Origin of the sequence: Variovorax sp. RA8, assembly GCF_901827175.1 — a bacterium.
In the GTDB taxonomy this organism is placed as follows: Bacteria; Pseudomonadota; Gammaproteobacteria; order Burkholderiales; family Burkholderiaceae_C; genus Variovorax.
This window is the reverse complement of sequence record NZ_LR594662.1, coordinates 4,046,094-4,059,658: the sequence shown is the minus strand read 5'-3', so window position 1 is coordinate 4,059,658 and position 13,565 is coordinate 4,046,094. Positions and strand designations below refer to the sequence as shown.

11 protein-coding genes are annotated in these 13,565 nt (G+C 67.9%); all 11 read left to right on the top strand.

Translation table 11 applies throughout. The features are described 5' to 3' along the window. Positions 1-2 precede the first annotated feature (2 nt). The 11 genes from E5P3_RS19010 (at position 3) to E5P3_RS18960 (ending at position 13,152) form a co-directional block, all read left to right on the top strand. Positions 3-992 (top strand): hypothetical protein, encoded by a 990-nt coding sequence (locus E5P3_RS19010; protein ID WP_162587394.1) that lies wholly within the window; start codon positions 3-5, stop codon positions 990-992. Between the two features lie 6 nt (positions 993-998). After that, positions 999-3,143 carry a phage tail protein gene (locus E5P3_RS19005; protein WP_162587393.1) on the top strand — a complete coding sequence of 715 codons (2,145 nt, stop codon included), beginning with the start codon at positions 999-1,001 and terminating at the stop codon, positions 3,141-3,143. Between the two features lie 22 nt (positions 3,144-3,165). Then, a complete protein-coding gene (locus tag E5P3_RS19000) occupies positions 3,166-3,939 on the top strand; it encodes a hypothetical protein (protein ID WP_162587392.1) in 774 nt (257 codons plus the stop codon). An 11-nt stretch (positions 3,940-3,950) separates the two neighbouring features. Then, positions 3,951-4,781: a hypothetical protein gene (locus tag E5P3_RS18995; RefSeq protein ID WP_197893974.1), complete on the top strand. Its 831-nt coding sequence runs from the start codon at positions 3,951-3,953 to the stop codon at positions 4,779-4,781. Positions 4,782-4,808: 27 nt separating this feature from the next. After that, the gene (locus tag E5P3_RS18990; RefSeq protein ID WP_162587391.1) at positions 4,809-6,830 is read left to right on the top strand and encodes an eCIS core domain-containing protein; all 2,022 of its coding nucleotides are present in this window, start codon (positions 4,809-4,811) and stop codon (positions 6,828-6,830) included. 30 nt (positions 6,831-6,860) lie between these two features. Beyond that, the gene (locus E5P3_RS18985) at positions 6,861-8,624 is read left to right on the top strand and encodes an eCIS core domain-containing protein (protein ID WP_162587390.1); all 1,764 of its coding nucleotides are present in this window, start codon (positions 6,861-6,863) and stop codon (positions 8,622-8,624) included. A 38-nt stretch (positions 8,625-8,662) separates the two neighbouring features. Further along, on the top strand, positions 8,663-9,115 hold the full coding sequence (locus E5P3_RS18980) for a hypothetical protein (protein WP_162587389.1): 453 nt from the start codon (positions 8,663-8,665) through the stop codon (positions 9,113-9,115). Between the two features lie 125 nt (positions 9,116-9,240). Next, positions 9,241-11,352 (top strand): eCIS core domain-containing protein, encoded by a 2,112-nt coding sequence (locus E5P3_RS18975; RefSeq protein WP_162587388.1) that lies wholly within the window; start codon positions 9,241-9,243, stop codon positions 11,350-11,352. Positions 11,353-11,362: 10 nt separating this feature from the next. Beyond that, positions 11,363-12,517 carry a prolipoprotein diacylglyceryl transferase family protein gene (locus tag E5P3_RS18970; RefSeq protein ID WP_162587387.1) on the top strand — a complete coding sequence of 385 codons (1,155 nt, stop codon included), beginning with the start codon at positions 11,363-11,365 and terminating at the stop codon, positions 12,515-12,517. Continuing rightward, entirely contained in the window at positions 12,510-12,839 is a 330-nt protein-coding gene (locus E5P3_RS18965; RefSeq protein ID WP_162587386.1) for a hypothetical protein, read from the top strand. The genes E5P3_RS18970 and E5P3_RS18965 overlap by 8 nt, the downstream gene beginning before the upstream one ends. A gap of 46 nt (positions 12,840-12,885) precedes the next feature. Further along, positions 12,886-13,152: a hypothetical protein gene (locus E5P3_RS18960; protein ID WP_162587385.1), complete on the top strand. Its 267-nt coding sequence runs from the start codon at positions 12,886-12,888 to the stop codon at positions 13,150-13,152. Positions 13,153-13,565 lie beyond the last annotated feature (413 nt).

Below are 13,565 nucleotides of genomic sequence, written 5' to 3'. Positions count from 1 at the left end.
CCATGTCGATCATCGGTGAAACCCGTTTCGTCGAGCGCAACCAGTTCTTCAACGGCCAGCGCCTGTTCGCGTCGGACCTTCAAGGCGTCGAGGAGCTCAACCGCCAGATGCGCTGGCTCCACAACCAGAGCCTGCACCAGCCCGGCATCGGCGCCGGCTTCGCCATCAGCGGCAACAAGGGCGATCGCCAGGTGGTCATCCAGCCCGGCTATGCCATCGATGCCGATGGGCGGGAGATCGTGCTGACGGAAACCGTCATCGAGCCCGTGCCGCCGGTCGCGGGCGACGACTTTGGCGGGCCGGTGTTCTTCGATCTGACCGTCTCCTATCCTGACGAGCACACGCTCAACGCCGCCGAGACGCGCGAGGGCGTGTGCGGCACTGCGAGGGGTGCCATTCGGCTGCGCGAGGCGCCGGTCTTCTGCTGGGTGCGCCTGGGCGCGCCGCCGGACCAGTTGCCCATCGACAAGACGCTGAGCGACGCGGTGGTCAAGGGCCTGCATCTGCGCCTGGCGCGCGCGCAGGTGCTCAACTGCAAGCTGGACCGGCCCCTCTCGCTGGCGCAGCGGCGCAATGCCAAGCCGGCGGAGCAGCCGTACATGGCGTGCGACCACGCGACCCAGCTGCAATGGAAGCTGCCCAACGGACCGACCTCGCTGGGGGTCGGGCTGCAGATCACGGCCAGCATCGACACCAAGGCAGCGGGCTTTCGCACACCGCCGTGCTATTCGGCGCAATTGCTGGGGAGCCGGGAATTCAATTTCCGGGTGAACAACCGGGACGTCAAACGCATGCTCGATGGCTTCGTCATCCTGCTGGCGGCGAGCAAGTCCGGCTTCGATTTCTCGCTGCTCGTTCCGGACTCGCTGCTCTCGAGGGTCCCGGAGAACCCCGAGGATCCGAATCCGCAGGCGGCGCCGGACTTCAAGGAACAGTTGACCCGGCAGACCGATGCGAACTGGACGGTCGACTGGATCGGCGTGGAAGGCTGAGACGCCATGACGCAAGACACGCGGCCCTACAGGCACCTCAACCAGGACGGCACCTGGCCGGGCTTCGCCTGGACCGGCCTCGAACTGGATGCGGGCGGCGCGCTGCGCCTCATGCCCGTGCCCCGGCTCGAAGGTGCGCCGCCGCCGCAGCTGGAGCGGCTCGCATCGGTGCAGCCGCCCGGCGGCGTCGCCATCGACGAGACGGGCAGCATCTACTTCTCCGACCCGGCGCACTCGCTCGTTCGCCGCATCGAGGGCTGCTTCGGCCAGGCCGAGGCGGCGCCCTGCATCGGCGCGGAGGGCTCGGACGCCACGCAGATGCGCGAGCCGGCGGCGCTGGTGGTGGCCCGGCACCGGCGCGCGCTCTACGTGGCGGACAGCGGCAACCATCGCGTGCAGATCTTCGATACCGACACCCTGGCGCTGGTCGAGATCCTCGACGGCTTCCCGCGGCCGGTTTCGATCGCGCTGGACGAGGACGGCAACCTGTACGTCGTCGACACCACGGCCAGGCGTGCCGACCGGTTCAGCAGCGCAGGGGACCTGGAGCCCGCGTTCTGGGAGATGGTGCACGCCAGCGGCCGGGTGAGCGATCCACGCGCGGTGGCCTGCGAACGGCAGGGCGGGCAGGATCTCGTTTACCTGCTGGATGGCGAGACGCACCACATCTGCATCTTCACCGCGCAGGGGCTGGTCGAGGAAGCCGAGACGACGATCGACGGCGCGGCCGTGTTCGCCGTGGCCGACGGCGTTCTCTACATCGGCGATCCGGCGCGCCGGCGCATCGCGGTGCTGCGGCGCGGCGGCACGGGGGCCTACGAGTTCGCGGGCCACGCGGCCGGCTATGAAGGACCGGTGGCCGCACTGGCCTCCGATCGTTCGGGCGGCCTGCTGGTGTCGCCCGGCTGCTGTGTCGCGCCGCTGCGCCTGCGCATCGACCGGGGCTTCAGGCCGCAGGGCTGGCTTTGGAGCCGCGCGATCGAGGTCGGCACGATCCCGCATTACTGGAACCGCCTGCACGCCGACGTCGCGCTGCCCGTGGATGCGCATGTGCAGTTCTTCGTCCATGCAGGCCCCGCGAACGCGCCACCGCCTTCGCCGGCCGCCGATGGCCGTTTCGCCGCACCCTGGCGCGCGGTGGGCGACGACGTGACGGACTTCTTCCTGAGCTTCGACGACGCAAGCCAGGAAGCGCTGTGGATCGGCGCGCGCTTCGCCAACGATGGCCAGGCGACGCCTGTCCTGTCGCAGGCGCGGCTCGACTTCGACCAGGCCGGCTACCTGCCGCAGCTGCCCGCGATCTATCGCGAGAAGAACTGGGCCGCCAACGCGCCTTCGCTGCTGAGTCCCGACAAGGGCAACTTCCTGCTGCGTTACGTCAGCCTCTTCGAGAGCTTCTTCGACGAATTCGAAACCCGCATCCGGGACCTGCCAGCGCTGGTGGACCCGGCCGCGGCGCCGGACGACGCGCTGCCCTGGCTCGCAAGCTTCCTGGCACTTTCTCTGCCCGATGCGGCGAGCGAGGACGCGCAGCGCAAGGCCATCGCGGGCGCCTATGCACGTCATGCGAGGCGCGGCACGGTGGAGGGGCTGCGCGAGGCGTTGCGCGCCGAGGCCGGCGTGCGCGCGTGGATCGACGAGCCGCTGCAGGCCATGGGCTGGTGGTCCATGCCGGCGTCCTCGACGAGTTGCAAGCCTGGCGAGGCCGGCACCTGGGTCGACGGCGGCGATTCGATTCTCGGCTTCAACACCGTGCTGGCATCGGCCGAGCCGCAGGGCGCCGTGGTGGGCACCACCGCGACGCTGGACGGCGCCCAGCTGCTCGCACAGGAGGATTTCGGCACGCCGCTCTTCGACGCCGTCGCCTACCGCTTCGTCGTGTGGCTCTACGCACGCGAGCTTGCATGTGCCGGCAAGCTGGACTTGGTGAGAGCGATCGTCGAGCGCGAGAAGCCGGCGCACACGCTGTACGAGCTGCGCGTCATCGACGCGGGCATCCGCATCGGCTGGCAGGCCCGGCTGGGCATCGACACCCTGCTCGGCAGCGGCCCCGCGCCGGGCGGACTGGGCGAATCCGCGCTGGGGCTGCACGGCCAGCCGCGCGCGCGGCTGGGCATCGACAGCCGGCTGGGAACGGGCAGGCAGCTGTAGTTTCTTCAACGAGGAGAACGCAATGGACGACGACTATCCGGCAGCAGGCGTGGTGAGAAGCTTCACGCGCCCGCGCTACTTCCATGGGCAGCTGCTCGATGTTCGGCATTTCGAGTCCGAGCAGGCCTACTTCAAGCGCAAGCAATGGATGCTCAACCGGCTGATCTCCGGCTTCGGCGTGGTCTGCGGCCTGGACGTGCAGGTCGGCGAGGACGACCACAGCGTGGTCGTGCTGCCGGGCGTGGCGCTCGACCGGCGCGGCCGCGAGATCGTCGTGCCATCGCGCTCGAAGAAGATACCGATCGAGCCGAAGCCGGCGCAGGAGGCCGGCGAGGGCGGCAGGAACGGCCGAAGCGACGACGGCTGCTGCGACGACGACTGGGCCCATCTCGTCATCTGCTACGACGAGTGCAAGACCGATCCGGAGCCGGTGCTGTCCGGCGGCTGCGAGGGCCCGGAGCGGTGCTCGCCCGGCGCCATCCGCGAGGGCTACGCGCTGCACATCGAACCCGGCAAGGCGCGCGACATCCCGGTCGATCCGAGCATTCCCAACCTGATCAAGGGCAACAACGTCAACTACCGGGCGCTGGCCGAGTGGGTGAGCATGCCCTGCGACCGGCCCGGCGACGCGTGCATCGCGCTGGCCAACATCCGCCTGCCTACGGGCGAGGGGACCGTGGAGCTTTCGCACATCGACATCTCGGTGCGACCGATCGTCTACAGCCTCGACGTGCTGTGGCAACTCGTGCTTTCGCTGGTGCACGAAACCCAGAACCGGCGCGCGGGCAGGAACTGAGGGGAACGACCATGGCAAAAGTGACCGAAAGCACCTGTGGCTGCGGATCGACGGCTGCGTCCGATGCGGCGAGCGGCAAGGGCTCGATCGAGCGGCCGCGCTTCTTCGCGCGGCAGCTGGTGACCTCCGAGGACCTGACCCTGGGCCAGGACTATTTCCGCCACAAGATCCGGCGCATCAACCGCTACCTCCACGGCTGGGGCGTGGTCTGCGGCACGCGGGTGGCCGATGCGAAGAAGCCGTGGAAGGTGATCGTGCAGCCGGGCTACATCCTCGGTCCCTACGGCGACGAGATCGTGATCGAGCGCGCGATCTGCTTCGACGTGCGCACGCGCTGCGTGGAAGTCGACGAGATCGACGCCTGCGACGAGATCGTCGATCCGCTGTGCGGCGACCGTACGCCGCAGGAGCGGGAGGCCAACACGCCGTGGTACATCGCCGTGCGCTACAAGGAGATGCCTTCGCGCCCCGTGCGCGTGCAGGCCGTCGGCTGCGGCTGCGACGATACGGCCTGCGAGTACTCGCGCTGGCGCGACGGCTATGAGATCTGCGTCCTCGATCATTGCCCGGACTCGCATGCGCAGCCGCCTGAGCTCGAAGGGCTCTTGAGCCCGAGCGGCATTCCGGACTGCATCCCGTGCCCGACCGATCCGTGGGTGGTGCTGGCCGAGGTGACCACCGACGCCAAGGGCGTGGTCACGAAGATCGACAACTGCACCTGCCGGCGCATGCTGCTGTCGCTGGCGCCGTATTGGTGGAAGTGCAACGAGCCGCCGATCGTGGTGGAGCCGCCGGTGCCTGCGCCCGGCCCGAATGGCGTGCCCGCGGCGCCGCCTGCGTGACGACGGCGCCGCCTTGCGGAGAAGGACGTGCGCGCCCATGCGAAGCGGACACCTGCCGCGCGTGCGGTCGATGCCGTGCGCGGCAGCGGCAAGCCGCTTCCTCCCCACGTCCAACGGGAAGCCTTCGATCGCTACGGCTTCGGCTTCGGCCACGTCCGGGTGCACGATGGACCGCCGGCGAACGCCGCAGCGAAGTCCCTGCACGCCTCGGCTTACACGATCGGCAGTGACATCGCCTTCGCGGCGGGGCGGTACGCCCCTGAGGCGCCGACGGGCCGTGCGCTGCTGAGGCATGAGCTTCGGCACGTCGCGCAGCAGCACTGGGCCGCGGCTTCGCTCAACCCGCAAGTAGACGCACGCGACTCGGCGCATGAACGCGACGCACGCGAGCCGTCCGCGCAGCAGGTCCCCGCCCTGGCGCAGCAGCGCATCCAGCGCGCACCGGAAGAGGAAGAGCAGTTCTCCCTGGGCACCGGCCTCGTCGACACTGTCGGCCGGAAGGCGACCAGCGACCGGTCCTGGCCTTTCATCAAGGCGGTCCTGGAAGGATTCGTCGGGGGGCTGAAGTCGGACGTCAAGTCCGGCCGCGCCGATGCCGCGAAGAGCCATCTCTCCGAGCTCATGCGGCCCTGGAATGCGGTCAAGTTCTACGGAGGCTACCTGGTCGGCCTGGTGATCGGCCTGGTGAGCCCCATCACCGACCTCGTGAAGGGCGTCGTGGGCCTGGTGAAACTGGGCGTCGCGGGACTCGACTGGCTGGCGAAATGGTCACCCCTCGGGATCGCCATCAGCGCCGAGCGGCGGGCGAAGGTCGCGCAGCTCAACCTCAAGCTCGGTGAGCTGATGGGCGAGCTGGGCACCTCGCTGGCAGCCTTCGTGACCGATCCGAAGGGCACGGTGCAGAAGTTCTCGGGCTTTCTCGAAGGCCTGATGCAGATGGCGCTTTCGAAGGCGCGCAGCATCGGCGCCGGCGGTGCGCACGCGCTGTTCGATTTCCTCGGCAAGGATTTCTACGAGATGGGCAAGGGCATCGGCGAGGTCATCGGCACCCTGATCGCGCAAGTGCTCCTGCTGGTCTTCAGCGAGGCGATCGGCAACCTGATCGCCAAGGGCGCGAGCTTGGTCGGCAAGGCCGCCGAGTTCGTGGCCGGCAAGGCCGTCGAGGCGTTCACCTGGCTCAAGGGCATCTTCGTCGAGGCGGTGGGGCTGCTGCGCGGCGCGGTCAAGGGCGCCTTGAAGGCGTTCGAGGGCGTGGTCAACAAGGCGGTCGAAGCCTTCGAGGCGCTGGTGGGCTTGTTCAGCGAGGCGGCGGTGGTCGGTGCGGGGGAGAAGGCAGCGGCCGGCGTGGGCCGTGGCGCGCCCGGGCCGCTGCCCAATGTCATGGAGTCGCGCATGGTGACTTCGACGCGGACTTCGCCGGCGACGGTGGCGGATCTGAAGCCGCCGAAGGTTCATCCTTCCAACGTGGGCAAGGAGGCCAGCGTGGCCAAGCCTGCGGCAGAAGCGCCCAAGTCAAGTCCCGCGGCAACGAAAGCCGAGACGCTGACCCCCGATGAGCTGCGGCGCAAGCACGTTCTCGAAGAGTTCACGGAACGCCAGGAACTCGAGCAAAAGGCAGTTCTCCAGGAGCAGGAGAGCAAGCACGTCACCCGCACTCGGAAGCAGGCGGGAGTGAGCCTCGAGGAGGACCATCACATTGCCACGCGCTATCTGAGCAAGAACAAGGCGCTGTTCGAGTCAGCGGGCACGCATGTCGATGCAGATCTGAACCTGATCAAGGAATTTCCAGAGCACGGCCAACTGAGGGGCTGGTATGACTGGAAGGGCAGGTCCTATCGTTTCAACATGCGGGGCCATCATCCCGAATACAACCGCTGGGTGACTGAGACGCTGGGCAATGCGGTCCCGCCAGGCTTGTCTCCGGACGTTGCGCTGAGCCGGATCATGAACATGAATGCGCGCCTGGAAGCGATCATCCGGGCGCATCCCGAGGTGCTGTCGCACGGGCCGGACATCCTCCCGGCGGCTTTGCGGAAGCTGACCTTCTAAGGGCAGGCCCCGATCCATCGACGCGCCATCATGAGCCGAACGAACAGCACCGCCACCCAGGCCGCGAGCACGCAGCGCGGCGCAGCCGGCCATGTGCCGACCCGGCGAAGCGCCCCGTTCCGGAAGCCTGCGGGGCCGGCCGACGATGCCTTCGAGCATGAGGCCGATCGCATGGCCGATGCGATGTTGTCGGGCGACATGCAGTGTGCAACTCGCGCGGGCGGCTGGGCCGCCGCAGAGCGACCGGACGACTCGACCCTCCGCCGTGGCCTGGCGGCGCGGGACGACGCGCCTTCGGAAGCAGCCCGAACCACGGCTCCCGCGGCGGCATCGGACAGGGTGCCGGAGGCCGCTTCGCGACAAGGCGCTTCGAATGAGGCCGATGGGTCAGCACCCCCCGCCCGCGCGGCGGCGCGCATTGTGTCCGACGAGGCTACCCCCGGCCCCGGGCAGATGGGCAAGAGTGCGTTCATTGCAGCGCTGCGCGCCGACGTCTGTGCCAATATGGATGCCGCACTGGCAGGTACCGGCCGGGACTCGCAAGGGTGCCCCTGGATCGACCATTGGTTTGGATACTACGGTGCGCGCAGCGGCGCCGAGATCGAACGGGCGTTGCACCGGTACGCCCCCGAGTCCCGCGCGGCCCGCGACGCGCAAGACTACATCCAGATCGTCGCCCGACGCGTTCGGCGCAGTGCGCAGGTCTGGGCAAAGACTGGCGAGATCGTGGGAGTGCCGGAAGGCATTCCGACAATCCAGGCACCGGGAGGGGCGGTGCTCGATTCATTCGGAGGGATGTTCTTCAAGGCGCGGGCCGGTGGCGCGCGCCCCGATGACCCGATCTCGGTGCGCCAGAAACTGGGCGTCGGACAGGCGCTTCCTGGCCAGCTGCGCTCGCGCATGGAATCAGCCTTCGGTACCACCTTCGGCGGCGTGAGGCTCCATACGGACGCTGGCGCGGCGAAGCTCTCGGACCACCTCAACGCGCGCGCTTTCACGGTGGGACAACATGTTGCCTTCGGCGCCGGCGAGTTCAGGCCGGGCACCGTCGCCGGCGATGCACTGATCGCACACGAACTGGCGCATGTGGTGCAGCAGGGCGGTCCCGAGGCCCGTTCGACGATGGGGCCGGCGGGAAGCGAAAGCCAGCTCGAACAAGACGCGGATCGCTCCGCGATCGGCGTCGTCGCCTCCTTGTGGGGTGGCTTGAAGAATGGTGCCGCCAGGATGGCCCCGGGACTGAAATCCGGCCTGCAGTTGTCGCGATGCTCGCGCGGAAGCATGAAGATGAGTCCGGTGGCGATCGCGGTCAAGAAGGCAGCGACCGCGCTCAACCAGCGCGGGAGCGCCGAGTACCAGGTGCAGTGGTCGGTGGGTGCTGGCGTGAACGGCTGGGTGATCCAGCACGTCACGTTCCAGGGCGCAGTCCAGGACGCCTCGGGTACGGTCGTCCCCAACAACTCGGGCCTGGAGTATTGGGAAGGGTGGGAGGCCCGCAATGGCAAGGTGTACGTCGGCTCTTCGGCCAGCCCCCACCAATCCGACACGTTCCGCACCACCAGCGAGAACGCCAATACCAAGGGTCGCGTCGAAATCATCGGCAAGGTCGCGATCGTCGAGGGCTACAACCTCACCGAGCCTCCATGGGGTCATACCGTGCCGGCCGCCCTGTCGCTGCCGACGATGACTTCGGCGCCCGCTGGTTGGTCGGACGGGAGTGCACAGGACCACACGCTGAGGGTGGACTACGATGACATCGCGAAAACGCCGCAGACTCAGGTTGGAACACCGTGACACCGCCGGCTGTGCTGCCGAACGATCGGAGGACGTCGATGACAGAAGACAACGCCTTGAACGTGCTGCGAGCGATGCCCGCCTGGGCCGATCTCGAAGACCTCGATCCCGCGGAGGCGAGCCGCATCGAGACAGCCGCACGGCAACTCGCCATGCTGGACGACACCGCGCTTCGCAGGGTGGTTGTGCGCTACATCGAGGAAGAGCGCCTGGCGCATGGCGAGTTCGGTGTTTCGGCGGCGAGCCGCTTGTACGTCCTGACGCGGTTCGTCTACGCGGCCCCGGCCCGCGCTGCGGGAGGCGTCGCGCGCTTCGCTGCATTCCATGGCATCCCCGCCGGCGAAGGTTGGGTCGACGAACAGTGGCCATGGTCCGAGCAGGGCGGCCACCTGAAGCTGACCTCTCGCTTCGGAGGGTACTTCGGTGACGAGTACCTTGCGCTCGACGAGCTGGACGCGTTCCGCGAGCGTTACGGGCGACGCGTTCATTGAATGCTCCCGTGTTCGCTTCCACCCCCCGACACAAATGCGGCGACGCCTGTCGCGGCACCGCCACGCCTGCCTTCAAGGAACCGATCGGACCTGCTGGCGACGCGTTCGAGCGAGAAGCGGATCGCATGGCGCACGCGGTCATGTCGGGCAAGGCGCTGGAGCGCCGTGCGTCGAAGTGGTCGGCCGCATCCTCGCCCGGGGATTCGATCCGGCGCAAGTGCGCTTCCTGCGAGGAAGAAGCGGAGCAGCTGCGACTGGCACCGAAAGCGCCGGCGGCGGGGGCACCCACGCAGGCGCGCGTCGCAGAGGCCGATGCGGCGCCAGCCGCCGCGCCCCGCGGCGCGGCATCGAGCCTGATCGCCGAAGACAAGGACGAAGCTCAAGCCGAGCTGACCGGCGGGCGCATGCGCAAGCGCGAATTCATGGCTGCATTGCGCGCCAATGTGTGCGCGACGGTGGATGCAGGCCTGAGCGGCACCGGGCGCGACTCGCAGGGCTGCCCCTGGATCGATCATTGGCTGGGCTATTACGAAGAGCGCAGCGCCGCTCAGCTTGAACGGGCCATCCTCAAGTACGCGCCCGAAGCCGCCTCCGCGGCCAGCGCGCGCGACTACATCCCGTTCGTGACGGCGCGCGTGGCACGGAGCGTGGACGCGTGGGCCCGCACGGGAGAGATCGTGGGCATGCCCGAGGACCTGCCGGGCAGCGCGATGCCCGGTGGCGGCATGCTCGGCGCGTTCGGCGGGATGTTCTTCAAGGCCCGGCCTGGGGGCGCGCGGGAAGCAGACCCGGTGTCGGTTCGCGATCAGCTCGGCAGTGGTCGTTCCCTGCCGGGCGCGGTGCGCACGCGCATGGAGTCGGCGTTCGGCGCGGACTTCGCCGGCGTACGCCTCCATACCGATGCAAAGGCGGCGCAGCTCTCGGAGCAGCTCAATGCGCGCGCGTTCACGCTCGGAGCGCATGTGGCATTCGGGTCCGGCGAGTACCGGCCCGGCACGCTGGTTGGCGATGCACTGATGGCGCATGAACTCGCGCATGTCCTGCAGCAGCGCGGCCACGCGGCCGGCCCGCCCCAGGCGAAGAGAGGCCCGGCCGACAGCGCGCTGGAAAAGGACGCCGACAACGCCGCGGTGCGTGCCGTGACGGCGTTGTGGAGCGGACGCCAGGGCCAGGGGGACGCAGCAGCCAAGGCATCACCGCCCCGCCTGCGTTCCGGCCTGCAACTGCAGCGCTGCAGCGGCAGCGCCAAGAAGCCTGCCGCCGCGCCGAATCTCCAGACCGACAAAGCCCTTCGGAAAACCTGGGACCAGGCGTTCCAGGAAGGCCTCCGCGTCCTCGATGCTTCGCGCCGCAAGAAGGACTCGGAGCCGGGCTGCAGGTTCCCAAGGGGGAAGAACCCGCAGGAATGGAAGTTCGACGAGGCGAACTGGCGCCTCATCGACTACGGCGAAGAGAAGCGCAAGTACCAGGGGGCCTTTGCGCCGACGAAGGAACCGCACGTCTCGGTCGATGAGCTGTTCGCACACCTGGACCGCTGGGAGTGCGACTGCGCGCTGTTCACCGAGCTGACGTGGTTGTACGCATGGCGCCATACGCTGACGGATGCCGAGTTCGACAGGAAGTTCAGCAATCTGCGCCTGCGGCCGCAGGAGACGACCGGACTCGATTCGGACACCTATACGAGCGGCAACCATGAACTCGGGCTCGACGAGCGAAGTCTCGATTCGCGGTGGAAGGACGCACCGGTCGGCGCGAAGGTGGTCTGGAAGAACACGAGCGCGCTCGCACGCGGCGCGTGGATCTACGAGAACGCCGTCAAGACCCGCAAGGGAAAGACACCGGCGGAAGATCTCTACGACGCGCATCCCTTCGAGCCGGACCTGACCGAGGAGCAGGTCAAGCGCGGGCTCGCCGAGCATTGCGATGACTTTCCGGGCAACTCGTTCATGGTGACCGACCAGGTCCTGGCCGCGGTGACTGCGGAAGGCGCCCCGCAGGACTTCATCGCGGCCCTCCAACCCTTGAAGGACAGGCGCATCGTCGGCCATGAAAACTTTTTGCAGCAGGTCGAAGGTCCCGCCAGGCTGTTGTCCAAGCTGAAGCGCAGCGACTCGACGCGCTGGGAGGCGATCCGCGCCAAGTTCTTTGAAGCGACGCGCATTCCGGCGACCGAAGCCGAGAAGAAGAAGTACGTTGACGAGAACATCATTCGCTACCAGCTGATGCTGCCGAAATGAAGGGCCGTTCATGACGCCAGTGAGTTCTTCACTTCGACCGACGATCGTGCTGTGCGGCTGGCGGCTGCACAGTTTCAAGTTGTGCGGCGCCATGGGGCTCGTGCTCGCCACTGCGCTTGCCGGTGTGCTGATCTCGGAGGCCGGACTCTCGCATTGGGTGGGTGGAGGCCTTCTCGCGTCCGGGGTCCTCACTTTTCTTGTCCTTGCGATGGTGAGCAAGATCCTGACGGGCCGGGAGGCGTTGATCTACTACCACCACGAGGTGGCAGTGCTCGCCAGCGCCGCGCTCCTGTTGTCCCTGCTCGCGCTGCCGGTCCTGCCCTACCTCGACCTGAACGCCCTCTGGCTCGGCGTCTTCCTCGCCTGCGGACGCTGCGGCTGCCTGATGGTGGGCTGCTGCCACGGCAGGCCGCATCGCTGGGGCGTGCGCTACGGCGAGGACCATGCAGCCGAAGGATTTCCTGCCTGCTACGTGGGGGTGCGGCTGTTCCCGGTGCAGGTGCTCGAGGCGCTGGTCGTCATCTCGATCGTGGCCGTAGGCACCTGGCAGTTCCTGCAAGGGCGGCCGGCGGGCACCGTGCTCTCGACCTACGTCGTCAGCTATTCGGTCGCGCGCATCTGGCTCGAGGAATTGCGGGGGGACGATGCAAGGCCCCATTGGGGCCGCTTCTCCGAAGCGCAGTGGACCTCGCTGCTGCTGGTCGCGGGCGCTCTTCTCGGCGAGTGGCAGGGGCGGTTGCCATGGTCGGGCTGGCACTTCGCGCTGGGTGCGGCCGCCGCGGTGTCGATGCTGGTCCTGGCCGGGACGCGCCGCGCGCAGCATGCGGTGCTGCATCCGCGCCATGCCAGCGAGGTGGCCGACATCGTCCGGCGCCTGGAAGCATCGCAGGGGGGTGCCGTGTCGGTGCGCCGGACCTCGCAGTCCATCGGCATCTCCACGCAATCGCTGGGCCGGCTGCGCGAGGCGCGGACCGTGCTGTATTCGCTGTCACGCGCCGACCGCCGCCTGAAGCCGGACGAAGCGCGGGCGCTGGCGGGCCTGATCACGCAGCTCGCCCGTGCGCAGCCGTGCTGCGAGCTTCGGCCCGGCGGCCACGGCGTCTTCCACCTGATCCTGCGCGACGCGCAGCAGCCTGATCGAGAGAAGGGAGCCCTGCATGCCTGATACACCGTCACGCGTCCCGTCGTCGCATGGTTCGGCCCTTGTGGAGGCGGAGCGCATCCTCCAGTCCGGGCGCGTGCTTCCCGTGCGCACGGTGCTGCGGCTGCAGCAGACCCTCGGCAACCGCGAGGTCGCTCGCCTGCTCGCGCCGCGGCTGCCGGCCGCGCAGGCGGCCGAGCTGCTGCCGGTGCCCGCCACGCCGGCGCCGCCTCTGCGGCAACGATTGACGGCGGCCTGGGGCCGGCTGTCTTTGCGCCGTTCGTCCGATCCTAAGGTTGGCACGCTGCGCACTCGGGGTGTGCCGCGCACAACCAGGAGCAACTGAGGGAACGTTCTTCTTCTCAAAGGATGGCTGTTGCACAGCCGATGCCATGTTCGGCATCCGCGGCAGTGTCAACATGCGCAAGCGACTGGTGGATGGCGAGCGCTCGCTGCAGGTGAAGGTGACAAAGAAAGCCGCCGAAGACGTGCGAATCGCCACCAACAAGATCGCGGCGGCCAACGAAAAGTTGTCGGGCCTGGCGCGCTGCGAAATCCTCGAACGAGACGCAAGGATCTTCCCGGGCGTCTATGCAGCGGTCATGGTGTGGGAGAAAGGGCAGCGGGTCATCAAGCCCATGCGCTATCCGATCAGCTAGGCCAAGTCGGCAGCGCGTCGAGAGCAAGGCGAACGCCGAGGCGCTGCTTCAAACACTGTTTCCAAAAACTGAAGCTGGGCGTCGTCCGGGGTATGGATGCCTGCAAGTGGCCGACAGCAGATGGCTGGCCTGCCACCTCGCCGCACCCTCCCTGTCAAGACGGAATGCCGGCCGGGTTACTTCCGGAGGCGTGATAGCTCGCGTCCATTGAATCTCCCAAGGGACGTGCGACGGTGTGGCAGCAGCAATGACAAGCCAACGCGCCGCGCGAATCGGTCAGCGGCATTGGAGGGCTGCACAGCTCGTGAGCAAGGGTTTGCACGGGTGCCCACCTGACCACGTTGCGCATAAAGTTCATTCAACGATAAATACTTCCATTCAATGAGAATTAATGAACCACAAGACGCCGACTA